The 22,965-nt window shown below is 63.4% G+C and carries 23 protein-coding genes; 11 read left to right on the top strand and 12 right to left on the bottom strand.

Features of this window, described 5'->3' with window-relative positions:
- Positions 1 to 116 precede the first annotated feature (116 nt).
- Positions 117 to 2,915 carry a DNA polymerase I gene (gene polA / locus AC3RCP_RS01570; protein WP_492570489.1) on the bottom strand — a complete coding sequence of 933 codons (2,799 nt, stop codon included), beginning with the start codon at positions 2,913 to 2,915 and terminating at the stop codon, positions 117 to 119.
- Between the two features lie 74 nt (positions 2,916 to 2,989).
- On the opposite strand from polA, the gene AC3RCP_RS01565 reads away from it, so the two are divergent.
- Together AC3RCP_RS01565 and AC3RCP_RS01560 are read left to right on the top strand one after the other, a co-directional pair.
- Entirely contained in the window at positions 2,990 to 3,277 is a 288-nt protein-coding gene (locus AC3RCP_RS01565) for a DUF2782 domain-containing protein (RefSeq protein WP_007924295.1), read from the top strand.
- Positions 3,278 to 3,339: 62 nt separating this feature from the next.
- Positions 3,340 to 4,290, top strand: a complete 951-nt coding sequence (locus tag AC3RCP_RS01560) for a homoserine kinase (RefSeq protein ID WP_007924297.1) — start codon at positions 3,340 to 3,342, stop codon at positions 4,288 to 4,290.
- A gap of 73 nt (positions 4,291 to 4,363) precedes the next feature.
- On the opposite strand, the gene AC3RCP_RS01555 is transcribed toward AC3RCP_RS01560, so the two are convergent.
- Positions 4,364 to 5,293 carry a zinc ABC transporter substrate-binding protein gene (locus AC3RCP_RS01555; protein WP_492570490.1) on the bottom strand — a complete coding sequence of 310 codons (930 nt, stop codon included), beginning with the start codon at positions 5,291 to 5,293 and terminating at the stop codon, positions 4,364 to 4,366.
- A 57-nt stretch (positions 5,294 to 5,350) separates the two neighbouring features.
- Between AC3RCP_RS01555 and zur the strand changes: the two genes are divergently transcribed.
- Genes zur through AC3RCP_RS01535 form a run of 4 tightly spaced genes read left to right on the top strand, consistent with a single transcriptional unit; the run spans position 5,351 to position 8,150 of the window.
- Positions 5,351 to 5,833, top strand: coding sequence for a zinc uptake transcriptional repressor Zur (gene zur / locus AC3RCP_RS01550; RefSeq protein WP_007924301.1), 483 nt, complete (start codon positions 5,351 to 5,353; stop codon positions 5,831 to 5,833).
- Positions 5,833 to 6,618, top strand: coding sequence for a zinc ABC transporter ATP-binding protein ZnuC (znuC, locus tag AC3RCP_RS01545; RefSeq protein WP_007924302.1), 786 nt, complete (start codon positions 5,833 to 5,835; stop codon positions 6,616 to 6,618). Before zur ends, znuC begins: the two co-directional genes overlap by 1 nt.
- A complete protein-coding gene (gene znuB, locus AC3RCP_RS01540) occupies positions 6,611 to 7,399 on the top strand; it encodes a zinc ABC transporter permease subunit ZnuB (RefSeq protein ID WP_007924303.1) in 789 nt (262 codons plus the stop codon). The genes znuC and znuB overlap by 8 nt, the downstream gene beginning before the upstream one ends.
- Positions 7,400 to 7,436: 37 nt before the next feature.
- Positions 7,437 to 8,150 (top strand): PA5502 family lipoprotein, encoded by a 714-nt coding sequence (locus AC3RCP_RS01535; protein WP_101336394.1) that lies wholly within the window; start codon positions 7,437 to 7,439, stop codon positions 8,148 to 8,150.
- A 120-nt stretch (positions 8,151 to 8,270) separates the two neighbouring features.
- On the opposite strand, the gene katE is transcribed toward AC3RCP_RS01535, so the two are convergent.
- Positions 8,271 to 10,463: a catalase HPII gene (gene katE, locus AC3RCP_RS01530; RefSeq protein WP_492570491.1), complete on the bottom strand. Its 2,193-nt coding sequence runs from the start codon at positions 10,461 to 10,463 to the stop codon at positions 8,271 to 8,273.
- 213 nt (positions 10,464 to 10,676) lie between these two features.
- On the opposite strand from katE, the gene AC3RCP_RS01525 reads away from it, so the two are divergent.
- From AC3RCP_RS01525 to AC3RCP_RS01515, 3 genes are read left to right on the top strand one after another with little or no spacing between them, the layout of a single operon-like run.
- Positions 10,677 to 11,684, top strand: coding sequence for a methionine ABC transporter ATP-binding protein (locus AC3RCP_RS01525; RefSeq protein ID WP_007924306.1), 1,008 nt, complete (start codon positions 10,677 to 10,679; stop codon positions 11,682 to 11,684).
- On the top strand, positions 11,684 to 12,358 hold the full coding sequence (locus AC3RCP_RS01520) for a methionine ABC transporter permease (RefSeq protein WP_007924307.1): 675 nt from the start codon (positions 11,684 to 11,686) through the stop codon (positions 12,356 to 12,358). The genes AC3RCP_RS01525 and AC3RCP_RS01520 overlap by 1 nt, the downstream gene beginning before the upstream one ends.
- Positions 12,359 to 12,413: 55 nt before the next feature.
- A complete protein-coding gene (locus AC3RCP_RS01515; protein WP_492570492.1) occupies positions 12,414 to 13,187 on the top strand; it encodes a MetQ/NlpA family ABC transporter substrate-binding protein in 774 nt (257 codons plus the stop codon).
- A gap of 189 nt (positions 13,188 to 13,376) precedes the next feature.
- On the opposite strand, the gene AC3RCP_RS01510 is transcribed toward AC3RCP_RS01515, so the two are convergent.
- Genes AC3RCP_RS01510 through AC3RCP_RS01490 form a run of 5 tightly spaced genes read right to left on the bottom strand, consistent with a single transcriptional unit; the run spans position 13,377 to position 17,285 of the window.
- Positions 13,377 to 14,012 (bottom strand): SCO family protein, encoded by a 636-nt coding sequence (locus tag AC3RCP_RS01510; RefSeq protein WP_009041520.1) that lies wholly within the window; start codon positions 14,010 to 14,012, stop codon positions 13,377 to 13,379.
- Positions 14,009 to 14,908: a heme o synthase gene (cyoE, locus tag AC3RCP_RS01505; RefSeq protein ID WP_007924310.1), complete on the bottom strand. Its 900-nt coding sequence runs from the start codon at positions 14,906 to 14,908 to the stop codon at positions 14,009 to 14,011. Before cyoE ends, AC3RCP_RS01510 begins: the two co-directional genes overlap by 4 nt.
- A complete protein-coding gene (locus AC3RCP_RS01500; protein WP_492570493.1) occupies positions 14,896 to 15,975 on the bottom strand; it encodes a COX15/CtaA family protein in 1,080 nt (359 codons plus the stop codon). The genes cyoE and AC3RCP_RS01500 overlap by 13 nt, the downstream gene beginning before the upstream one ends.
- A gap of 10 nt (positions 15,976 to 15,985) precedes the next feature.
- Positions 15,986 to 16,579 (bottom strand): PA_0111/PP_0108 family redox-active disulfide protein, encoded by a 594-nt coding sequence (locus tag AC3RCP_RS01495; protein ID WP_053263248.1) that lies wholly within the window; start codon positions 16,577 to 16,579, stop codon positions 15,986 to 15,988.
- Positions 16,545 to 17,285 carry an SURF1 family protein gene (locus AC3RCP_RS01490; protein WP_007924317.1) on the bottom strand — a complete coding sequence of 247 codons (741 nt, stop codon included), beginning with the start codon at positions 17,283 to 17,285 and terminating at the stop codon, positions 16,545 to 16,547. The genes AC3RCP_RS01495 and AC3RCP_RS01490 overlap by 35 nt, the downstream gene beginning before the upstream one ends.
- Before the next feature lie 69 nt (positions 17,286 to 17,354).
- Here AC3RCP_RS01490 and AC3RCP_RS01485 point away from each other — a divergent pair, with 69 nt between their 5' ends.
- Positions 17,355 to 17,558 (top strand): twin transmembrane helix small protein, encoded by a 204-nt coding sequence (locus AC3RCP_RS01485; RefSeq protein ID WP_007924318.1) that lies wholly within the window; start codon positions 17,355 to 17,357, stop codon positions 17,556 to 17,558.
- Positions 17,559 to 17,566: 8 nt separating this feature from the next.
- On the opposite strand, the gene AC3RCP_RS01480 is transcribed toward AC3RCP_RS01485, so the two are convergent.
- The 4 genes from AC3RCP_RS01480 to coxB form a co-directional block, all read right to left on the bottom strand.
- On the bottom strand, positions 17,567 to 18,454 hold the full coding sequence (locus AC3RCP_RS01480) for a cytochrome c oxidase subunit 3 (protein WP_007924319.1): 888 nt from the start codon (positions 18,452 to 18,454) through the stop codon (positions 17,567 to 17,569).
- A 27-nt stretch (positions 18,455 to 18,481) separates the two neighbouring features.
- Positions 18,482 to 19,036: a cytochrome c oxidase assembly protein gene (locus AC3RCP_RS01475; protein ID WP_007924321.1), complete on the bottom strand. Its 555-nt coding sequence runs from the start codon at positions 19,034 to 19,036 to the stop codon at positions 18,482 to 18,484.
- A 49-nt stretch (positions 19,037 to 19,085) separates the two neighbouring features.
- A complete protein-coding gene (gene ctaD, locus AC3RCP_RS01470; protein WP_007924322.1) occupies positions 19,086 to 20,687 on the bottom strand; it encodes a cytochrome c oxidase subunit I in 1,602 nt (533 codons plus the stop codon).
- Between the two features lie 82 nt (positions 20,688 to 20,769).
- Positions 20,770 to 21,897, bottom strand: a complete 1,128-nt coding sequence (gene coxB / locus AC3RCP_RS01465) for a cytochrome c oxidase subunit II (protein ID WP_053263243.1) — start codon at positions 21,895 to 21,897, stop codon at positions 20,770 to 20,772.
- A gap of 372 nt (positions 21,898 to 22,269) precedes the next feature.
- Between coxB and AC3RCP_RS01460 the strand changes: the two genes are divergently transcribed.
- Entirely contained in the window at positions 22,270 to 22,920 is a 651-nt protein-coding gene (locus tag AC3RCP_RS01460) for a hypothetical protein (RefSeq protein WP_101336392.1), read from the top strand.
- Positions 22,921 to 22,965: the final 45 nt, after the last annotated feature.

Here is a 22,965-nt window from a genome sequence, read left to right as displayed (position 1 = left end):
AGTTCCGGGAGGTTTCAAAAACTATTGGCAATAGTCGATGAAATTTTCCGCACTAATAGCTCTTCGCTAGCCTTCGCCGCGGCACTATGCCGCGGCCAAAGTACTGCCTTCTCGCCTCAGTGCGCCTCATCCCAGTTACTGCCCACCCCGACTTCGACCAGCAGCGGCACATCCAGGGTCGCGGCATTGCTCATGTAGCCGCGAATCTCCTCGCTCACCTTGTCCACCAGGTCTTCGCGCACTTCCAGCACCAGTTCGTCGTGCACTTGCAGGATGACCTTGGCATCCAGGCCTGAGGCCGTCAGCCAGTTGTCTACCGCCACCATGGCCTTCTTGATGATGTCGGCCGCCGTGCCCTGCATCGGTGCGTTGATCGCCGTACGTTCGGCGCCGGCGCGTTCCTGCGGCTTGTTGGAGTTGATCTCCGGCAGGTACAGGCGGCGGCCGAACAGGGTTTCCACATAACCCTGTTCCGCGGCCTGGGCGCGGGTGCGGTCCATGTATTCGCGCACGCCGGGGTAGCGGGCGAAGTAGGTGTCGATGTAGGCCTTGGCAGTCTTGGTATCGACGCCGATGTCCTTGCCGAGCTTCTGCGCGCCCATGCCATAGATCAGGCCGAAGTTGATCGCCTTGGCGCTGCGGCGCTGATCGGAACTGACGTCCTTGAGCTCGACCTTGAACACTTCGGCCGCGGTGGCCGTGTGCACGTCGAGGTTGTTACGGAAGGCATTCATCAGCCCTTCGTCGCGGGACAGGTGCGCCATGATCCGCAGTTCGATCTGCGAATAGTCCGCCGCCAGCAGCTTGTAGCCAGGCGGCGCGATGAAGGCCTGGCGGATGCGCCGGCCTTCGGCGGTACGCACCGGGATGTTCTGCAGGTTCGGATCGCTGGAAGACAAACGCCCGGTAGACGCGACTGCCTGGTGATAGGAGGTGTGGATTCGCCCGGTACGCGGGTTGATCTGCTCCGGCAGGCGGTCGGTGTAGGTGCTCTTGAGCTTGCTCATGGAGCGGTACTGCATCAGCACCTTGGGCAGCGGGTAGTCGTCCTCGGCCAACTTGGCCAGCACTTCTTCAGCGGTGGACGGCTGGCCTTTGGCAGTCTTCTTCAGCACCGGCAGGCCGAGCTTGTCGTAGAGGATGACTCCCAGTTGCTTGGGCGAACCCAGGTTGAATTCTTCGCCAGCGATCTCGAAGGCTTCACGCTCCAGCGCCACCATCTTGTCGCCCAGTTCGATGCTCTGCACGCCCAGCAGGTCGGCGTCCACCAAGGCACCCTGGCGCTCGATCCGCGCCAGCACCGGCACCACGGGCATTTCAATATCGCTGAGCACGCTGGCCAGGCTCGGGATCGCGGCCAGTTTTTCATGCAAGACCTGATGCAGACGCAGGGTCACATCGGCGTCTTCCGCCGCATAAGGTCCGGCCTGCTCAAGAGCAATCTGGTCGAAGGTCAGCTGCTTGGCGCCCTTGCCGGCGATGTCCTGGAAACTCACGGTGGTGTGGCCCAGGTATTTCTCCGCCAGGCTGTCCATGTCATGCCGGGTGGCGGTGGAGTTGAGCACGTAGGACTCGAGCATGGTGTCGAAGGCGACCCCGCGCACCGTGATGCCGTTGGCCTGATCGCCGCCGATGGCGCAGTTGGCCAGGATGTTCATGTCGAACTTGGCGTGCTGGCCGACCTTGAGCTTGTTCGGGTCTTCGAGAATCGGCTTCAGGGCGCGCAGGACGGTGTCGCGATCCAGTTGTTCCGGCGCGCCGATATAAGAGTGGGTCAGCGGAATATAAGCCGCTTCGTTGGCCTGCACGGCGAAGGACAACCCCACGAGCTGCGCCTGCTGGGCATCGATACCGGTGGTTTCGGTATCGAAGGCGAACAGCTTGGCGTTCTTCAGCTTTTCCAGCCAGACATCGAAACGCGCCTGATCGAGGATGGTTTCGTACTGGGCTTCGACAACCACCGGCACTTCGATCTCGACCTGAGTCAACAAGTCGGCCACCGGCTCGGAGGCGGCGACACTCAACTCCAGGCGCTTGGCATCGCGCTGCAGCTCGTCGAGCCAGCTCTTGAACTCCAGCAGGCTGTACAGCTCGACCAGTTTGTCGCGATCCGGTTCGCCCAGGTGCAGGTCGTCCAGGCCGACATCCAGCGGCACATCGACCTTGATCGTCGCCAGCTGATAGGAGAGGAAAGCCATCTCTTTGTGCTCTTCGAGCTTGGCCGGCAGGGTCTTGGCCCCGCGAATCGGCAGGCTCGGGACGATATCGAGCTGTGCATACAGCTCGTTGAGGCCACCGTTCACCCCCACCAGCAGGCCGGAAGCAGTCTTCGGGCCGATGCCCGGCACACCCGGGATGTTGTCGGAGGAGTCGCCCATCAGCGCCAGGTAATCGATGATCTGCTCGGGAGCGACGCCGAATTTCTCCTTCACGCCCTCCACGTCCATGCTGCTACCGGACATGGTGTTGACCAGCGTAATGTGCCCATCCACCAACTGCGCCATGTCCTTGTCGCCGGTGGAGATCACCACCGGCCGGTTGGCCGCCGCGCTGCTGCGGGCCAGGGTGCCGATCACGTCGTCCGCCTCGACGCCCTCGACGCACAGCAGCGGAAAGCCCAGGGCGATCACGCTGGCGTGCAGCGGTTCGATCTGCACCCGCATGTCGTCGGGCATGCTCGGGCGATTGGCCTTGTACTCGGCGTACATGTCATCGCGGAAGGTCCCGCCCTTGGCGTCGAACACCACGGCGAACGGGCTGTCCGGGTACTGCTTGCGCAGACTCTTGAGCATGTTCAGCACGCCCTTGACCGCACCGGTCGGCATGCCTTTGGAAGTGGTCAGCGGGGGCAGCGCGTGGAAGGCGCGGTACAGGTAGGACGAACCGTCCACCAGGACGAGGGGGGCTTGGCTCATGAGCAGGATCAACCTTTTCGGCGGGTCCGGCGCTAGAATAGCGGGACCGTTGACGACAAAGGGACAAGGTTATCATGCGCACACTAAATCGCTTGCTGCTGGCCAGCCTGATTGCAATCGCGCCGATGGCCGTGATTGCGGCGGAGGATGCGCCATCGGCGGATCCGGAAGTAACCATTCGCACGGAAGGCGACAAGACCATCCAGGAGTACCGCCAGAACGGTTTCCTGTACGCCATCAAGGTCACACCGAAGGTCGGCAAACCCTACTTTCTGGTGCGCGCCGACGGTTCCGATGGCAATTTCATTCGTTCTGACCAGCCGGATATGCTGATTCCGGCGTGGAAAATTTTCGAGTGGTAAACCACTCCTAACTTCAACCGGCGCTGGCTCGACAGCGGCGCCCGTACTGGCAGTTTTTAACCATGTCTGTGTTTACTCCCCTGGCTCGGCCCGAGCTGGAAACCTTTCTCGCCCCTTACGGGCTCGGCCGCCTGCTTGACTTCCAGGGGATTGCCGCTGGTAGCGAAAACACCAACTTCTTCATCAGCCTGGAACAGGGCGAGTTCGTCCTGACCCTGGTCGAGCGCGGCCCGGTCCAGGAAATGCCGTTCTTCATCGAACTGCTGGACGTGCTGCACGACGCCGACCTGCCGGTGCCTTACGCCCTGCGCACCACCGACGGCGTGGCCCTGCGCGAGCTGGCCGGCAAGCCGGCGCTGCTGCAGCCGCGCCTGGCCGGCAAGCACATCAAGCAAGCCAATGCCCAGCATTGCGCGCAGGTCGGCGAGCTGCTGGCGCATCTGCACCTGGCGACCAGGGACAACATGATCAAGCGCAAGACCGATCGTGGCCTGGACTGGATGCAGGAAGAAGGCTCGCAGATGCTGTCCCATCTCGACCCGCAGGCGCGGGACCTGCTGCAGCGGGCCCTGGATGAAATCGACGAGCAGAAGGTGAAGATCCTCGCGCTGCCTCGGGCCAACATCCACGCCGACCTGTTCCGCGACAACGCGATGTTCGAAGGCACGCACCTGACCGGGCTGATCGACTTCTACAATGCCTGCTCCGGGCCGATGCTGTATGACGTGGCGATTGCCCTGAACGACTGGTGTTCCGACGCCGACGGCCTGCTCGACGGCTCGCGCGCCCGGGCCCTGCTGGGTGCCTACGCGGCCCTGCGTCCGTTCACCGCCGCCGAGGCCGAGCTGTGGCCAACCATGCTGCGGGTGGCCTGTGTGCGCTTCTGGCTGTCGCGCCTGATCGCCGCCGAGTCCTTCGCCGGACAGGACGTGCTGATTCACGATCCGATGGAGTTCCAGTTGCGCCTGGCCCAGCGTCAGCAGGTCAGCGCGCCATTGCCGTTCGCCCTCTGAAAGCCTCGCGGGCAAGCCCGCCCCTACGCTCTCTTGTAGGAGCGAGGCTTGCCCGCGATAGCGTCAGCCGTCTTTACAACGACTCCAGGCAACCCGCCAGATCGTTGCCCAGCTTCTCCAGCACCTGCTCATAACCCCGCGCCGTGGCCGGGGTGTAGCCGCCCAGCGCATCGAGTTCCGCCAGCTTCACCGGCAAACCCGCCACCAGGGTTTCGGCCAGGCGCGGGCGCAATGGCGGCTCGCTGAACACACAGGTCTTGCCGACCTGCTGCAAGCGCGCGCGCATTGCCGCTACGTGCTGCGCGCCCGGCTGCACTTCGGCCGCCACGCTGAACACGCCCGCATGCTTGAGCCCATAAGCGTCTTCGAAGTAATCGAAGGCTTCATGGAAGACGAAATAAGGCTTGCCGGAGATCGGGGCCAGGCGGGCTTTCAAACGGGCATCCAGGGCATCCAGGCGTGCGTCGAAAGCCTTGGCGTTGCTCTGGTAACGCACGGCGTTGGCCGGGTCCGCGGCGCTCAGGTCGGCCGCCATGCGGTCGGCGATGACCCGCGCGTTGACCGGCGACAGCCACAGGTGCGCATCGAGGCTGCCTGGACGATGATCGTGGTCATGTTCGTCGGCTTCTTCAGCATGCGAGTGGTTATCTTCGGCGAAATGACGGAGTTTCAGGCCTGGCAGGTCCTGCACCGCCAGCGCTGGCAGCGTGCGGCCCTTGAGGACCCGCGGCAGGAAGCTCTCCATGTCCGGGCCGATCCAGTACAGCAAATCCACCGACTGCACCTTGCGCACGTCGGAAGGGCGCAGCGCATAGTTGTGCGGCGAGGCCCCCGGCGGCAGCAGGACCTCGGGCACGGCGATGCCGTCCTGGACGGCGGCGGCGATCAATTGCAGGGGTTTGATGCTGGTCAGGACCCGGACTTCGGCCTGGGCCGAGCTGATCACGAACAAACTGGCGGTAAAAGCGACAAAAAGGGCAAAAAGTCGGGACACAATGACCACTCGAAGAGGCGAGAACGGGTAACATAATAACGTCTCTCACCATTATCGTCGCCGCTCATGCCTAAAACCCCCCTTGCCAGTCGCCCCCACGACCACTCTCACTGCGTACACAGCGCACTGTCCGAGGCCGATGCCCTGTGCGCCCGCCAAGGCCTGCGCCTGACCGCCCTGCGTCGGCGGGTGCTGGAGCTGGTCTGGCAAAGCCACAAGCCGCTGGGTGCCTACGACATCCTCGCCGTGCTCAGCGAACAGGACGGTCGCCGCGCCGCGCCGCCAACCGTGTACCGCGCCCTGGATTTCCTCCTGGAAAACGGCTTGGTACACCGCATCGCCTCGCTCAACGCCTTCGTCGGCTGCAATCACCCGGAACACGCGCACCAGGGCCAGTTCCTGATCTGCCGCGTCTGCCACGCCGCCATCGAACTTGAACAGAAATCCATCAGCGACGCGATCATCAGCAGCGCGCGCGATGTCGGCTTCGTCGTCGAAGGCCAGACCGTCGAAGTGGTCGGCCTCTGCTCGGGTTGCCAGGGGGCTTGATGAGCAATGCCTTGATCCGCCTCGATCAGGTTGCGGTGACCTTTGCCGGGCAGACCGTGCTGGACAACATCCAGCTCAGTGTCGAGCCTGGGCAGATCGTCACCCTGATCGGTCCCAACGGCGCCGGCAAGACCACCCTGGTGCGCGCCGTGCTCGGCCTGCTCAAGCCCGACAGCGGCAGCGTCTGGCGCAAGCCGAAGCTGCGGGTCGGCTATATGCCGCAGAAGCTGCACGTCGACCCGACATTGCCGCTGTCGGTGCTGCGCTTCCTGCGCCTGGTGCCGGGCGTGGACCGCGCGACAGCCCTGGCCGCACTGAACGAAGTTGGCGCCGAACAGGTGATCGACAGCCCGGTGCAGAGCATTTCCGGCGGCGAGATGCAGCGCGTGCTGCTGGCCCGCGCCCTGCTGCGCGAACCGGAATTGCTGGTACTGGACGAGCCGGTACAAGGCGTGGATGTCGCCGGCCAGGCCGAGCTGTACAGCCTGATCACCCGTTTGCGCGACCGCCACGGTTGCGGCGTGCTGATGGTCTCCCACGACCTGCACCTGGTGATGAGCACCACCGACCAGGTGGTCTGCCTCAATCGCCACGTGTGCTGCTCCGGCCACCCGGAACAGGTCAGCGGCGACCCGGCCTTCGTCGAGCTGTTTGGCCAGAACGCGCCAAGCCTGGCGATCTATCACCACCATCACGACCACGCCCACGACCTGCACGGTTCGGTGGTCACCGGGGCCGCGGCCGGCCACGTTCATGTTCACGGAGATAGCTGCAAGCATGGCTGATTTTCTGTTGTACGCCCTGCTCGCAGGCCTGGCGCTGGCGCTGGTGGCAGGTCCCCTCGGATCGTTCGTGGTCTGGCGGCGCATGGCCTATTTCGGCGACACCCTGTCCCATGCCGCTTTGCTCGGCGTGGCCCTGGGCTTTCTGCTGGATGTCAGCCCGGCGGTGGCGGTGACCGTCGGCTGCCTGTTGCTGGCGGTGCTGCTGGTCACCCTGCAACAGCGCCAACCGCTGGCTTCCGATACGTTGCTGGGGATTCTCGCCCCCAGCACCCTCTCCCTCGGGCTGGTGGTACTAAGCTTCATGCATGACGTGCGGATCGACCTGATGGCCTATCTGTTCGGCGACCTGCTGGCGATCAGCCCCGGCGACCTGGCGTGGATTCTCGGCGGCAGCGCCGCGGTCCTGCTGCTATTGGTAGCCCTGTGGCGACCGTTGCTGGCGATCACCGTGCACGAGGAGCTGGCCAGGGTCGAAGGCTTGCCGGTTGCGTCGCTGCGCCTGGCACTGATGCTGTTGATCGCGGTGGTGATCGCGGTGGCGATGAAGATCGTCGGGGTCTTGCTGATCACTTCGCTGCTGATCATCCCGGCGGCTGCGGCCCAACGTCACGCCCGCTCCCCGGAGCAGATGGCGCTGGGCGCGAGCCTGCTGGGCATACTCGCGGTCTGCGGCGGGCTGGCGTTGTCGTGGTTCAAGGACACCCCTGCGGGGCCGTCGATCGTGGTCACGGCGGCCGCATTGTTTCTGCTGAGTTTTGTCCTGCCCCGTCGAGGGGTGTAGACTTGCTCGCTTTTTGCGCAATTAGAGAGTCGCAGGAATGAAGCCGTTCGCCTCCCGTTATCTGCTCCTTGTCGCATTTTCCCTGCTGCTGGGCGCCTGCCAGAGCACGCCGCCGGCTGAAGTGCCCGACGCCCGGGCCACTGCCATCGCACAGCTGCAGCAAAATATCGCCAGCAGCGAACTGGCCACCGCCGAAGACCAGTTGAGCGCCTTGCAGGCCCAGTCGCCCAACGACCCGCAGCTCGAGCAATACCAGCGTCAGCTGGCCGAAGCCTACCTGCAGCGCAGCCAGATCGTGTTGCAAAAGGGTGATGTCAACGCCGCCGCCACGGCCCTGAGCCGCGCCCGCGCGCTGATGCCCAAGGCACCGGCCCTGACCGGCGGCGTCGATGGCGCCATCACCCAGGCCCGTAAAGCCGAGCTGGAAAAAGCCGAAGCCGCACTCAAGGCAGCTGAAGCCCGGCCGCCAGCCAAGCTGATCGACCCGGCCGCCGAGAGCACCACCATTGCGCTGAACCTCAGTGATATCAAGCAACTGCGTCGGCAACTCGATGCGATCGCCGCCGATGTGGTGAATTACCAGTGCGACGTGAGCATCCAGGCGCCACGCACCGAAGATTACCCCTGGCTGAAGACCCTGCTGAGCAAGCGGGTGAAAAAGCTCGACGGCGAGTTCGACCTGCAGGTCAAGCGGCAGATCCTGCGCCACATCCCGGCACAGATGGTGCTGACGCCACGCAAAGCCCAATAACGCCACCTCTGTAGGAGCGAGCGGGTGGCGATCCGACTTGCCCGCGATGCGTGATGAACGCTAACGCGGTGCCAAACCCTTTCGCACGCAAGCTGTGCTCCTACAGAAGCGTCAGCAGCATCAGGCGGGAATCGCCTTGGCCTTCGGCTCCCGCTCCCAGACCCGGTGATGGGCAAGCGCGTTGAAGAACGCCTTCAACGCCTTGGCATCCCCGCCGACGATCAACCCCGCATCCACTTCCAGCTTGAGCACATCCAGCAATTGCTTGGCCTCGCCCTGCAAGGCAATTGCCTTGAGGTGCTTGTAGGCTTCGAGCAGGTAATGCAGGGCCACGCCATCGCCGCTCAAGGCCTGTATCGACTTGGCACCGCCCGGCACGAACACCGCGTCGAACGCCACTGACGGCAGCCCTTCCATGGAAGCGTCCACCGGCAGGGTCTTGCCATCCACCGTGGTCACGGGCGCCGAGGTCGGGCCCAGCAACCTGGCGTGGGCGCCTTCGGCTTGCAGGGCCTTTTTCAAGGCGTCGATCGCCTTGCCGTCGACCCCGTTCGCCGCCAGGATCGCCACTTTGCGGGTCTTGATATCCCCCGACAGCAGGTTGGCCTGGCTCAGGGCCGGTGAGTGATCGGGGGTCAGTTCAGGCACCTCGACAGTGCCCGCCTTGGGCACCGGCAAGCCCAGGTTCTGTGCGACCCGCCTGGCCAGCTCGAGATCGATATTGGCCAGGATCTCGTTGACCTGCCGCGCGCGGATCCACTCGCGCTCGACCTTGCCCAGCTCGAAGCTGTAGGCGGCGATGATGTGTTCCTGCTCATGCGTGCTCATGCTCTTGAAGAACAGTCGCGCCTGGGAGAAGTGGTCGCTGAAGGACGGGCTGCGCTGGCGGATCTTGTGCGCGTCGATGCGCTCGCTGTAGCTCTCGAAACCGCCATCCTCGGCCGCGGGCGGCGTCTCTTTCGGCCAGCCGCCATCGATGGAGTTGGGTTCGTAGGAGGCCCGCCCCTTGTCGATGGTGGTGCGGTGCATGGCATCGCGCTGGCCGTTGTGGAAGGGCGCCAGCGGGCGGTTGATCGGCAGTTCATGGAAGTTCGGCCCGCCGAGGCGGCTGATCTGCGTATCGGTGTAGGAGAACAGCCGGCCCTGCAGCAGCGGGTCGTTGGAGAAGTCGATGCCCGGCACGATATGCCCCGGGCAGAAGGCAACCTGCTCGGTCTCGGCGAAGAAGTTGTCCGGGTTGCGGTTGAGCACCATCTTGCCCAGGGGCGTGATCGGCACCAGCTCCTCGGGGATCAACTTGGTCGGGTCGAGAATGTCGAAATCGAACTTGTGCTCGTTTTCCTCGACTATCACCTGCACACCCAGTTCCCACTCCGGGTAATCGCCGCTCTCGATCGACTCCCACAGGTCGCGGCGATGGAAGTCGGTGTCCTTGCCCGCCAGCTTTTGCGCCTCGTCCCAGACCAGGGAACAGGTGCCCACTGTCGGTCGCCAGTGGAATTTGACGAAGCTGGAGGTGCCTTCGGCATTGATGAAACGAAAGGTGTGCACGCCAAAGCCCTGCATGCTGCGCAGGCTTTTCGGAATCGCCCGGTCGGACATGGCCCAGATCACCATGTGCGCCGATTCCGGCTGCAGCGACACGAAGTCCCAGAAGGTGTCGTGGGCCGAGCCACCGGTGGGGATCTCGTTGTGCGGCTCGGGTTTGACCGCATGGACGAAGTCGGGAAACTTGATCGCGTCCTGGATGAAGAACACCGGCATGTTGTTGCCCACCAGGTCGAAGTTGCCTTCGTCGGTGAAGAACTTCACGGCAAAACCGCGCACGTCGCGCACGGTGTCGCCAGAGCCGCGCGGCCCCTGCACCGTGGAGAAACGCACGAACACCGGGGTCTTCTTGCCCGGATCACGCAGGAAGCCGGCCTTGGTCAGGGCCGAATGATTCTCGTAGGTCTGGAAGTAGCCATGGGCGCCGACGCCACGGGCATGGACGATACGCTCCGGGATCCGCTCATGGTCGAAGTGCGTGATCTTCTCCCGCATGATGAAGTCTTCCAGCAGCGAGGGCCCGCGGGCGCCGGCCTTCAGGGTGTTCTGGTTATCGGCGACCTTGACCCCCTGGTTGGTGCGCAACGCCTGTTCGGTGGCGTCGGAGCGGAAGGTCTCCAGGCTGTGCAGCTTGCTGTTGGTGTTGCCGCGATCCAGGGTCTCGGTCCCGGCCAGCTGGCTTTTCGGTGCGCTTGGCTTCTTGCTGCTCATCAGGCAAAACTCCTCGTTGGCGAAGCCCCGGCGGGGCGGGGCTTCATCGGTCAAAATCGCCAGGCACGGCACCTGGCTTTTTTCGAGTGGCTTATTGAGTGACTGATGAGGTTTGGCGCCGTTCCTTTTTTATGACCTTTGATCGCGTTATTGCCAAATCGAAGGATGAATACAAAATAAATGCTAAGAACCTCTATACGGACAGGCTAAAATGCGCGCCCGGCTAACCGCTGATCCTTTTCTAACGCGCCCCACAAGGTTCGCTACGTGATCGAGTTTCAAAACGTCCATAAAACCTACCGGGTCGCCGGTAAGGATATTCCCGCCCTGCATCCGACCAGCCTGAAGGTCGAGAACGGCCAGGTATTCGGCCTGATCGGCCATTCCGGCGCGGGCAAAAGTACCCTGCTGCGCCTGATCAACCGCCTGGAAAACCCCAGCGGCGGCAAGATCGTCGTCGACGACGAGGAAGTCACCGCCCTGGACGCCAACGGCCTGCGCCGCTTCCGCCAGCAGGTCGGGATGATCTTCCAGCACTTCAACCTGCTGGCCTCCAAGACCGTGGCCGACAACGTCGCCCTGCCGCTGACCCTGGCCGGCGAGCTGTCGCGCAGCGCGATCGACCAGCGCGTGGCCGAGTTGCTGGCCCGCGTCGGTCTTTCCGATCACGCCAAGAAATACCCAGCCCAGCTGTCCGGCGGGCAGAAGCAGCGCGTCGGCATCGCCCGCGCCCTGGCGACCAAGCCGAAAATCCTGCTGTGCGACGAAGCCACCAGCGCCCTGGACCCGCAGACCACCGCGTCGGTCCTGCAACTGCTGGCCGAGATCAACCGCGAACTGAAGCTGACCATCGTGCTGATCACCCATGAAATGGACGTGATCCGTCGCGTCTGCGACCAGGTGGCGGTAATGGACGCCGGGGTGATCGTCGAGCAGGGGTCGGTGGCCGAAGTGTTCCTGCATCCCAAGCACCCGACCACCAAGCGTTTCGTCCAGGAAGACGAGCAGATCGACGAAAGCGAACAGCGCGACGACTTCGCCCACGTGCCAGGGCGCATCGTGCGCCTGACCTTCCAGGGCGATGCCACCTACGCGCCGCTGCTGGGCACCGTGGCCCGCGAAACCGGGGTGGACTACAGCATCCTCGCCGGCCGCATCGACCGCATCAAAGACGTCCCTTACGGGCAACTGACCCTGGCTATCACCGGCGGTGACATGGAGGCGGCCTTCGCCCACTTCACCGCGGCGGATGTCCACATGGAGGTGCTGCGCTAATGGAACTGCTGACAAGTTTCTTCGCCAATATCGACTGGTACGAAATCTGGCTGGCCACCGGCGACACCCTGCTGATGCTCGGTGGCTCGCTGCTGTTCACCGTGCTGCTGGGCCTGCCCCTGGGCGTGCTGCTGTTCCTCTGCAGCCCGCGCCAGCTGCTGGAGCAGAAGAGCCTCTACGCCCTGCTGTCGCTGCTGGTGAACATCCTGCGCTCGCTGCCGTTCATCATCCTGCTGATCGTGATGATCCCGTTCACTGTGCTGATCACCGGTACTTCCCTGGGTGTCGCCGGCGCGATCCCGCCCCTGGTGGTCGGCGCCACGCCGTTCTTCGCCCGCCTGGTGGAGACCGCCCTGCGCGAAGTGGACCGCGGCATCATCGAAGCCACCCAGTCCATGGGCGCGACCACCCGGCAGATCATCACCAACGCCCTGCTGCCGGAAGCCCGTCCGGGTATTTTCGCGGCAATAACCGTGACAGCTATTACCCTTGTTTCCTACACCGCCATGGCGGGCGTGGTAGGCGCGGGCGGTCTCGGCGACCTGGCGATCCGCTTCGGTTACCAGCGCTTCCAGACCGATGTGATGGTGGTCACCGTGGTGCTGTTGCTGGTGCTGGTTCAAGTTCTGCAAACCGTCGGCGACAAGCTGGTGGTGCACTTTTCCCGAAAATAAGTCGGCCCTGGCCGGCAGGCGTCCGGCACCGGGCGCCTCACAAGGAGCTAGCTGGATGAAAAAACTACTCGTCGCTTTCGCCGCCGTTGCCGCGTTCTCCGCGCACGCCGCTGACACCCTGACCGTGGCCGCCACTCCGGTGCCTCACGCCGAGATCCTCGAATTCGTGAAGCCGGCGCTGGCCAAGGAAGGCGTGGACCTGAAGGTCAAGGTCTTCACCGACTACATCCAGCCAAACGTGCAGGTCGCCGAAAAGCGCCTGGACGCCAACTTCTTCCAGCACCAGCCGTACCTGGATGAGTTCAACAAGGCCAAGGGCACCCACCTGGTGAGCGTCGCCGGCGTGCACCTGGAGCCGCTGGGCGCCTACTCCAACAAGTTCAAGAAGCTCGAAGAGCTGCCGGGCGGCGCCAACGTGGTGATCCCCAACGACGCCACCAACGGCGGCCGTGCCTTGCTGCTGCTGGCCAAGGCCGGCCTGATCAAGCTCAAGGATTCCAACAACATCCTGTCTACGGTCAAAGACATCACCGAGAACAGCAAGGACCTGAAACTCCGTGAGCTGGAAGCCGCGACCATCCCGCGCGTGCTGACCCAGGTCGACCTGGCGCTGATCAACACCAACTACGCCCTGGAAGCCAAGCTGGACCCGTCCAAGGACGCCCTGGTGATCGAAGGCAAGGACTCGCCTTACGTGAACATCCTGGTGGCCCGTCCTGACGACAAGGACTCGGACGCCATGAAGAAACTGGTTGCCGCCCTGCACAGCCCCGAAGTGAAGCAATTCATTCTCGAGAAGTACAAAGGCGCTGTGGTACCGGCGTTCTGATCGGTTGCAGAAACACAAACGGGGCGCCTTGAGGCGCCCCGTTTCGTTTCAGTTGCCTGCCGAGTTCCCTGTAGCCGCTGCCGCAGGCTGCGATCGGCTCCACAGGAGACGTGCTCTTGAGGCCCTCGGAAGGCGCTACGCGCCTTATCGCAGCCTGCGGCAGCGGCTACAGGATTCAGGCGTCCCGGGTTACTTGCGCTGCAACATCACCGGCAGCTGGGCCACCAGTTTCTGGTTGTTCAGCGGCGCGCGGATGAAGCCGCGCTGGGTGCCGTCCGGGCCGATCACCGCGAGGTTGCCGCTGTGGTCGACGGTATAATTGGGCTTGCTGGTGTCGGCGGGAATGAACGGGATGCTCACCGCGTTAGCGAGCTTCTGCACGTCCGCCACCGAGGTCGCGGTCAGGCCCTTGAAGTCCTTGTCGAAGTAGCCCAGGTACTGTTTCAGCTGCTGCGGCGTGTCGCGGTTCGGGTCGACGCTGACCAGCACCACCTGCAGGTTATCCACCGCCTCCTTGGGCAGCTCGCTCTTGATCTGGCGCAGCTGGGCGAGGGTAGTCGGGCAGATATCCGGGCAGAAGGTGTAGCCGAAGAACAGCAGGCTCCACTTGCCCTTGAGCTCATTGAGCACCACCGGCTGGCCTTCCTGGTCGGTCATCTTCACATCCGGCAGGTTGCGGCTCTGGGGCAGCAGGATGATCCCGGCGTCGATCAACGCGGTCGGATCCCCCTGGTTCTTGCCGGTCAGCACTTTGTTGACGGTGAGCCCCAGCACCAGGGCCACCAGCGCCACGAGAATAAAGACGGTTTTCTGAGTTCGAGTCATAGGTTCAACAATAGGTAGTGGTCTACGAGCAGCGCGATAAACAGCAGGAACAAGTAATAAATAGAGTACTTGAAGGTGTTGATCGCCGCGTGCGGCCGACTGCCACGGTACAGCACCCAGGCCCATTGCAGAAAGCGCGCGCCCAGGCCCAGGGCACAAATCAGGTAAAGCATGCCGCTCATATGGATCGCATAAGGCAGCAGGCTGACCGCCAGCAAGGCGCAGGTATAGAGCAGGATATGCACCTTGGTGTAGTGCTCGCCATGGGTCACCGGCAGCATCGGGATGTCGGCCTTGGCGTATTCCTCCTTGCGGTGAATGGCCAGCGCCCAGAAGTGCGGCGGGGTCCAGGCGAAGATGATCAGCACCAGCAGCAGCGGTTCGGCGGTCACATGGCCGGTGGCCGCGACCCAGCCCAACAGCGGCGGCGCGGCCCCGGCCAGGCCGCCGATCACGATGTTCTGCGGGGTCGCCCGCTTGAGGAAGCCGGTGTAGATCACCGCATAACCGAGCAACGACGCCAGGGTCAGCCAGGCGGTCAGCGGGTTGGTGAACGCCAGCAGCAAGGCTTGCCCGGCGATGGCCAGCAGCAGGGCGAAACCCAGCGCCGCCGCCGGCGACACCCGGCCTTCGGCCAGCGGCCGTTTGTGGGTGCGCGCCATGACTGCATCGATCCGCCGGTCCACCACATGGTTCACCGCCGCCGCCGCGCCGGCGCACAGGGCGATACCCAGGTTGCCGAACACCAGCACCGTCCACGGCACCCCGGCGCGAGTGGCGAGGAACATGCCCACCAGCGAGGTGATGAGCATCAGCACCACCACCTTGGGCTTGGTCAGTTCCAGGTAGTCACGCCAGATCGCCTGGCGGTGACGCTCGCCGATCAGAGTCGCCATGGCATCTCTCCTTTTATGGTTATGGGCCCGGCGGCGTGTTTGCGCGGGCTCAGGCGCCAGCCCAGCGGCAGGTGCGAGCGGGCGCGGACCAGGCTGGTGCGGGCGTGATAATTGACCAGCACCAGAGTCAGTAGCAGCGCAGCGCCGCCGGCGTTATGCGCCACGGCCACCGGCAGCGGCAGGTGGAACAGCACATTGCTGATGCCAAGGCCAATCTGCGCCGCCAGCGCCACCAGCACCAGCCCGGCGAGGCGGGTCATGCCCACATGCTTGAGTTGCCAGGCCAGGCCGAGCAACACCAGGGTCACCAGCAGCGCGCCGATGCGATGGGTCAGGTGGATAGCCGTGCGCGCGTCACTGTCGAGCTGCCCGCCCAGGTAGTTGGGGCCGATGTGCTGGGTCAGGTGAAAGCCATTGGCGAAATCCGCCGCCGGCCACCACTGGCCGTGACAGGTCGGCAGGTCGATGCAGGCCACAGCCGCGTAGTTGGAGCTGACCCAGCCGCCCAGGGCGATCTGCCCGATCACCAGCACCAGCCCGGCCGTGGCCCAGTATTGCAGGCGCCTGGGCACGATCAGCGCCGGCAGCACCCCGGACAGCCGTAGCGTCAGCAAGAACAGCAGGCTCAGGGTGGCGAAGCCGCCCAGCAGGTGCGCGGTGACGACTTGCGGCCACAGCTTGAGGGTCACCGTCCACATGCCGAACAAGGCCTGGGCGAACACCACCGAGAGCAGGAACAGCGGCAGTTTCAGCGGTTGCCCGGGATGATGCCGATGGGTCCAGGAGCGTGCCGCCAGCAGCACGATCAACAGGCCCAGGGTGCCGGCGAAATAGCGGTGGATCATCTCGTTCCAGCCTTTGTGGGCTTCCACCGGAGTGTCGGGAAAATGCAGTTCGGCATGGGCCAGCTGGGCTTCGCTTTTCGGCACGCCGATGAAACCGTAGCAACCCGGCCAATCCGGGCAGCCGAGGCCGGCGTGGGTCAGCCGGGTATAAGCGCCGAGCAGCACCACGATCAGCGCCAGCAAGGTGGCAAACAAGGCGAGGCGAAATCCAGGTTTGGCCATGACGATGCCCTTATCCGATGTTCGACAGTTTCAGCAGATGACGCAGGTCGTTGAGCAGGTCCTTGCCCTTGACCCGGGCGTCGTAGCGCAGGACCAGGTTGCCGTGCGGGTCGACGATCCACAGCAGCGGTGCGCCCTGGTCGCTGGCGCCCTTGGTGAAGGTCGGCAGGTCCAGTGGATAGCGTTGTAGTTGCGGGTATTCGCGTTGCAGCTTGGCCTGGTAGTCGGCGTCCAGCGGCTGGGCGGCGGCCAGGGCGTGGCTGGCCCGGGAGGCGTCGCGGCCGAGGGAGATCTGGATCTGCCGCGCCAGGTACACCAGTTGCTGGCAATCCACGGCGCAGTCCCTGGGCGCGGTGACCAGGATCTGCCAGCGCGTCTCGTCGGCCTGGACCCCGATGTCGGCGCGGCTCTGGCCGTTGCCGATCAACTCGCCGTGGTAGCTGCGGCTTTCCGGCACCCAGAACTGCAACTTGTACATGCCGGTGGCGAGGATCATCGGACCGATCACCATGGCCACGATCAGCAGCAGCTGCCAGCGTCCGCGACGCCGGTTATGCGGCGCCTGGGCCTCAGAAATGTTGGGTGGATTCATGGCCGCTCCCATGGTGTTTCTCCCTTGCGTTATGCCATCCGAGATAGAGGTACAAAGCGCACAGGGCCAGCGCCATGGCGAACCACTGCACGGCGTAGCCCAGGTGTTTTTCCGGCCCCATGGCCACCACCGGCCATTCGGTCATGTAGGCGCCCGGGCCAGCCTCCTGGCGCAGCTCGTAGGCAAAACCGCTGCGTCCCAGTTCGCTCCAGAGCCTGGCCGGATCGATCGTCGTCACCAGCCGCGGCCACTGGGCATTCAGTGGGTCGGCGTGCAGTTGAAAGGTCGCGCCGGAGGCGACATAGACCCAGGCATCGAGGCTCAACGACTGTTCCGGGGTGTTGAATGCGGGTGGCGTGCGCCGGTCCGGCCAGGGCAGCCAGCCACGGTTGAGCAGCAGCCATTGGCCGCTGGCCTGGTCGAGAAAGGGTTGCAGCAGCTCGACCCCGACCTTGCCTTCATGCATGCGGTTATCCAGCAACAGGCTGTGGGCCGCATCGAAGCGGCCATGCAATTGCACCCGACGGAAAGCCGGATCGCTGGCAGCCTGCAGTTCATCCACGGTCAAAGGCTCGGCCACCCGCCGTTCGGCGTAGCTGGCCAGCAGCTCGCGCTTCTGTTCGCCCCGCCCCAGTTGCCAGAACCCGAGCGTCACCAGCACCGGCAACAACGCCAACACCACCAGGGTCGGCAGCACGCCCGGACGAAAACCGTTCATGGCAGCGCCCGAAAGTGGCGAGATCGACTGGCTATACTCAAGCGCATCGCGTTTCTCCCGGAGCCCACCATGCTTAAAGCGGCCATCGTCCTGTTGCTGATCGCCACGCTCATCAGCCTGTTCAGCGGCCTGTTCTTTCTGGTCAAGGACGACAGCAGCTCCCATCGCCTGCTCAGGTCGCTGACCGTTCGTGTGTGCCTGGCCGCGCTCACCGTCGGCTTGATCGCCTGGGGTTTCTTCAGCGGCCAGCTGGTGTCGCACGCGCCCTGGTAACGCCGCGCTCAGAGCACGTAGACGAAGACAAACAAACCGATCCACACCACATCGACGAAGTGCCAATACCAGCTGGCCGCCTCGAAACCGAACTGATGCTCGGCGTCGAAGTGCCCCTTCATGATGCGCATCAGCATCACGAACAAAATCAGCGTGCCGATGGTCACGTGGGCGCCGTGAAAGCCGGTGAGCATGAAGAAGGTGGCGCCGTAGATGCCCGAACCCAGGGTCAGCCCCAGCTCGTGGTAGGCATGCAGGTATTCCTCGGCCTGGAAGCCGAGAAACGCACAGCCCAGCAGCACGGTGATCGCCAGCCAGATTTTCAGCGCGCCGCGGTGGCCGTTCTTCAGAGCGTGGTGGGCGATGGTCACGGTGACGCTGGAACTCACCAGCAGCACGGTGTTGAGCAGCGGCAGGCCCCAGGGGCTGATGACTTCCTTGGGCGGCGGGAACAGCTTGGAATCGGGGTTTTCGAGCAATGGCCAGACGAACTCGAAGTTCGGCCAGAGCATGTGCGCGATGCCCTTGCTGCCTTCGCCGCCCAGGGCCGGGCCAGCGATATGGCGCACGTAGAACAGCGCGCCGAAGAAGGCGATGAAGAACATCACTTCGGAAAAGATGAACCAGCTCATGCCCCAGCGGAACGAGCGATCCAGCTGGGCGCTGTACAGGCCGGCGCGACTTTCCTTGATCACCGCGCCGAACCAGCCGAACAGCATGTAGGCCAGCAGCAGGCTCCCGACGAAGAAAATCAGCGGGCCATGGGATTCCGGGCGCGCGGCCTTGAGGTCGTTGAACCAGGTGGCCAGGCCGAACACCGTAACGAACATGCCCACCGTGGCGATGATCGGCCACTTGCTCTGGGCGGGAACGTAATAATGCTCATGAGTTGCCATTTATTGTTCTCCTTATCGGGCACCGTCTTAACCGCCGGTGTTGGTGCTCACGGCCACCGGTGGATGACGCGCGGTGATATCGAACAGCGTGTAAGCCAGCGTCAGGTGCTTCACATCCTTGGGCATGTCGCGGTCAACGATGAAACGTACCGGCATCTCGATCTGCTGACCGGGTTGCAGCACTTGCTGGGTGAAACAGAAGCATTCGGTCTTGTGGAAATACATCGCGGCGCTGCTCGGCGAAATGCTCGGGATCGCCTGGGCGCTCATCGGCCGGTCGCTGGGGTTGCGGGCAATGAAGATCATCTCGTTCACTGCGCCGGGATGAACCACGATGTCGTCGGCCTTGGGATAGAAGTCCCAGACCATGTCGATCGCGTTGGTCGACAGGAACTGCACGCGCACCTGGCGCGAGACATCCACTTGCTGCTCGCCGGAATACTGCCCGCCGGTCTTGCCGTTGATGCCCAGCGCCTTGCACATCACGTCGTAGATCGGCACCAGGGCAAAACCGAAGACGAACATCGCCGCCACCACCAGCAACAGGCGGGTGACCAGCTTCTTCATCGAAACCTCGGCCATCAGCGACCTCCTGCTGTTTCAGAGGCGAGCGGGCATCGCACCAGGCTGTTCATTTCACTTCCGGCGGCGTGGTGAAGGTGTGGTACGGCGCCGGCGACGGCACGCTCCACTCCAGCCCTTCGGCACCGTCCCAGGGCTTGGCCGGTGCGGGTTGGCCGCCACGGATGCACTTGATGACGATGAACAGGAAGAAGATCTGCGTCGCGCCGAAGGTGAACGCGCCGATGGACGACACCATGTTGAAATCGGCGAACTGCAGGTTGTAGTCCGGGATCCGCCGCGGCATCCCCGCCAGGCCGACGAAGTGCATCGGGAAGAACGCCATGTTCATACCGATGAAGGACAGCCAGAAGTGCAGCTTGCCCAGGGTTTCGTCGTACATGTGCCCGGTCCACTTCGGCAGCCAGTAATAGGCCGAGGCGAAGATGCCGAAGATCGCGCCCGGCACCAGCACATAGTGGAAGTGCGCAACCACGAAATAGGTGTCCTGGTACTGGAAGTCCGCCGGGGCGATGGCCAGCATCAGCCCGGAGAAGCCGCCGATGGTGAACAGGATCACGAAGGCCACGGCGAACAGCATCGGCGTCTCGAAGGTCAGCGAGCCCTGCCACATGGTGCTGACCCAGTTGAAGACCTTGACCCCGGTCGGCACCGCGATAAGCATCGTGGCGTACATGAAGAACAGCTCGCCCACCAGCGGAATGCCGACCACGAACATGTGGTGCGCCCAGACGATGAACGACAGGAAGGCGATACTCGCCGTGGCGTAGACCATCGAGGTGTAGCCGAACAGCGGCTTGCGCGAGAAGGCCGGGATGATCGCGCTGACGGCGCCGAAGGCCGGCAGGATCATGATGTACACCTCGGGGTGACCGAAGAACCAGAACACATGCTGGAACAGCACCGGATCACCGCCGCCGGCGGCGCTGAAGAAGCTGGTGCCGAAGTGGATGTCCATCAGCATCATGGTCACGCAGCCGGCCAGCACCGGCATCACCGCGATCAGCAGGAACGCGGTGATCAGCCAGGTCCAGACGAACAGTGGCATCTTCATCAGGGTCATGCCGGGAGCACGCAGGTTGAGGATGGTGGCGATCACGTTGATCGCGCCCATGATCGAGCTGATGCCCATCAGGTGGATGGCGAAGATGAAGAAGGTCACGCTTTCCGGCGCGTAGGTGGTGGACAGCGGGGCGTAGAAGGTCCAGCCGAAGTTGGGTCCGCCACCGGGCATGAACAGGGTCGAGACCAGCAGCAGGAACGCCGCCGGCAGCAACCAGAAACTGAAGTTGTTCATCCGTGGCAGAGCCATGTCCGGCGCGCCGACCATCAGCGGGATCATCCAGTTGGCCAGGCCGACAAAGGCCGGCATCACCGCGCCGAAGACCATCACCAGGCCATGCATGGTGGTCATCTGGTTGAAGAATTCCGGCTGCACGATCTGCAGGCCGGGCTGGAACAGCTCGGCGCGGATCACCATGGCGAACGAGCCGCCGAGCAGGAACATGGAGAAGGCGAACCACAGGTACAGGGTGCCGATGTCCTTGTGGTTGGTGGTCAGCACCCAGCGCATCAGGCCCTTGGCGGGGCCGTGGGTGTGGTCATGATCGCCAACGATTGCATGACCGTGCTCATCGCTCACAGCGTTCATGGCCTGTCTCCTGTAAACGGTTGGGCTGGACGATCGAGGGCGACACGCCCCGAGCGGCTGCGGGAACACGCAATGGACCGGGTCATTTGCTTTGCGCCTGTTTCAGAGCCAGGACATCCTTGGGCGTCACCATGTCGCCTTTGTTGTTGCCCCAGGCGTTACGTTCGTAGGTGATCACCGCTGCCAGATCGACTTCCGACAACTGCTTGCCGAACGCCGCCATGGCGGTGCCGGGCTTGCCGTGGAAGACGATGTTCAAGTGATCCGCCACCGGCCCGGTGGCGATCTTCGAGCCCTTGAGCGCCGGGAACATCGGCGGCAGGCCCTGGCCTTCGGCCTGGTGACAGGCCACGCAGGTGGTGTGGTAGACCTTGTCGCCACGGGCCACCAGCTCTTCGAGGGTCCATTCCTTGCTGGTCAGTTCCTTGAGCTTGAGGGCTTCGGCCTTGCGTTCGCCCAGCCAGGTGTCGTAGTCGGCCTGGGTCTTCACGTCGACCACGATCGGCATGAAACCGTGGTCCTTGCCGCACAGCTCGGCGCACTGGCCGCGATACAGGCCGGGCTTGTCGACCCGGGTCCAGGCTTCGTTGACGAAACCGGGGATCGCATCGCGCTTGACCGCGAAGGCCGGAACCCACCAGGAATGGATGACGTCGGCGGAGGTCACCAGAAAACGCACCTTGGCGCCGATCGGCAGCACCAGTGGCTGATCGACTTCCAGCAGATAGTGCTCGCCCTTGGCGCTCTGGTTATGAATCTGTTCGGCGGGAGTGGTCAGGTTGCTGAAGAACTCGACGTCCTGGCCCAGGTATTTGTAGTGCCACTTCCACTGATAACCGGTGATCTGGATGTCCACATCCGGTTCGCTGGCGTCGTACATCTTGATCAGGGTCGCGGTGGCGGGAACGGCCATGGCCACCAGGATCAGCAGCGGCACCACGGTCCAGAGGATTTCCACCGTCGTGCTTTCGTGAAACTTGGCGGCCACCTGGCCGGTGGAGCGGCGGTGCAGGATCATCGACCAGAACATGGCGCCAAAGACAATGACGCCGATCACCACACAGATCCAGAAGATGGTCATGTGCAGGTCGAATACCGCGTGACTTATATCAGTCGCTCCAGGCGCCATATTCACGGTCCAGGCGCCATGCGCCTGGCTGAATACCGACCACAACAGGAGGCCCATCCAGACTTGTGGATGTCGCATCATTGCGGGTTCCCCTTATCGTTCTTGTTATCCCGCCGGCTTGCACCTGCGGCCAAGGGAGCGGCTGCCTAGACTACGAACTTAAACCGCCGAGCCTTCGCTGCGCATGCAGTCGGGCGTCATCAGCTAACTTCATTCAGACCCGAGTATAGACAGCGACTTCGACCTCGCAATGCGGTGCCGTAAATCCACTGAAACAGTTTGCCGCTGCCTTATAGGCCACGGTTGGAAAGGGATAGGGGATCAATGATGGCGAAGCGATATAACCCAGACGACTAACCATGAAATAATTATGAAAAATACGTCTTAAGCGATTTCGTGAGCAGGCTAACTTATGTCTTCCCTAATTAATTGCCCTTGTTTCCTGGAGTATTCATGAACACCGCCGCATTGCGCGAGCAGATCCAACGAGCCCATCAACATGAGTCCAGCACCGGGCAATTGCGCCGTCAGCTGGAAACCCAATTGCCACACCTGCACCCCGCCATCCAGCTCCCCGAAGTGGACGCCCAGGGGGTGATGACCCGTTTTGTCGCTGCTTATATCGATCAGGTTCCCGACCTGCTGGACGCCGCCAACGAAGTCGCGCGCGAAGCCGGTATCGAGTCGCAGATCAAGCCGGTGCTGAAGATCGCCGAGCAGTTCTTCCTCCAGCCGCCCGCCATCATGGCCGGCCACGAAGGCCTGGACAGCCTGCTGGACGAAGCCTATCTGGCCCATCGCCTGGTGGAGGAGGTCAACGACCTGTACATCACGCATTTCGGCCAGCCGCTGATTCCCCTGGACACCACGGTGGCCAACCTGATCGCCCACCAGTTGATCGGCGAAACCTTCGCCAACCAGCTGGACGAAGCGGTGCACCATGCGGTCGACGCGATGCTCGACGAAGAGAGCTTCGCCCTGGAGTCGGTCGAGGCCTACCGGGAAAAGCTCAACAGCCCCGACACCGATGCCGCCTGGAAACGCTGGCCGTGCCTGTCGCGCCAACTGGGCGTGGAGCTGGAACTCGACCAGCCGGCTGCCTGATGATTGCAGGTAGCGGCCCTCTAGCCGCTGCCGCAGGCTGCGATC

Source organism: Pseudomonas sp. GW822-FHT05A08 (assembly GCF_058800485.1).
The sequence above is the reverse complement of the archived record's forward strand: the minus strand, read 5'-3'. Positions and strand labels throughout refer to the sequence as shown.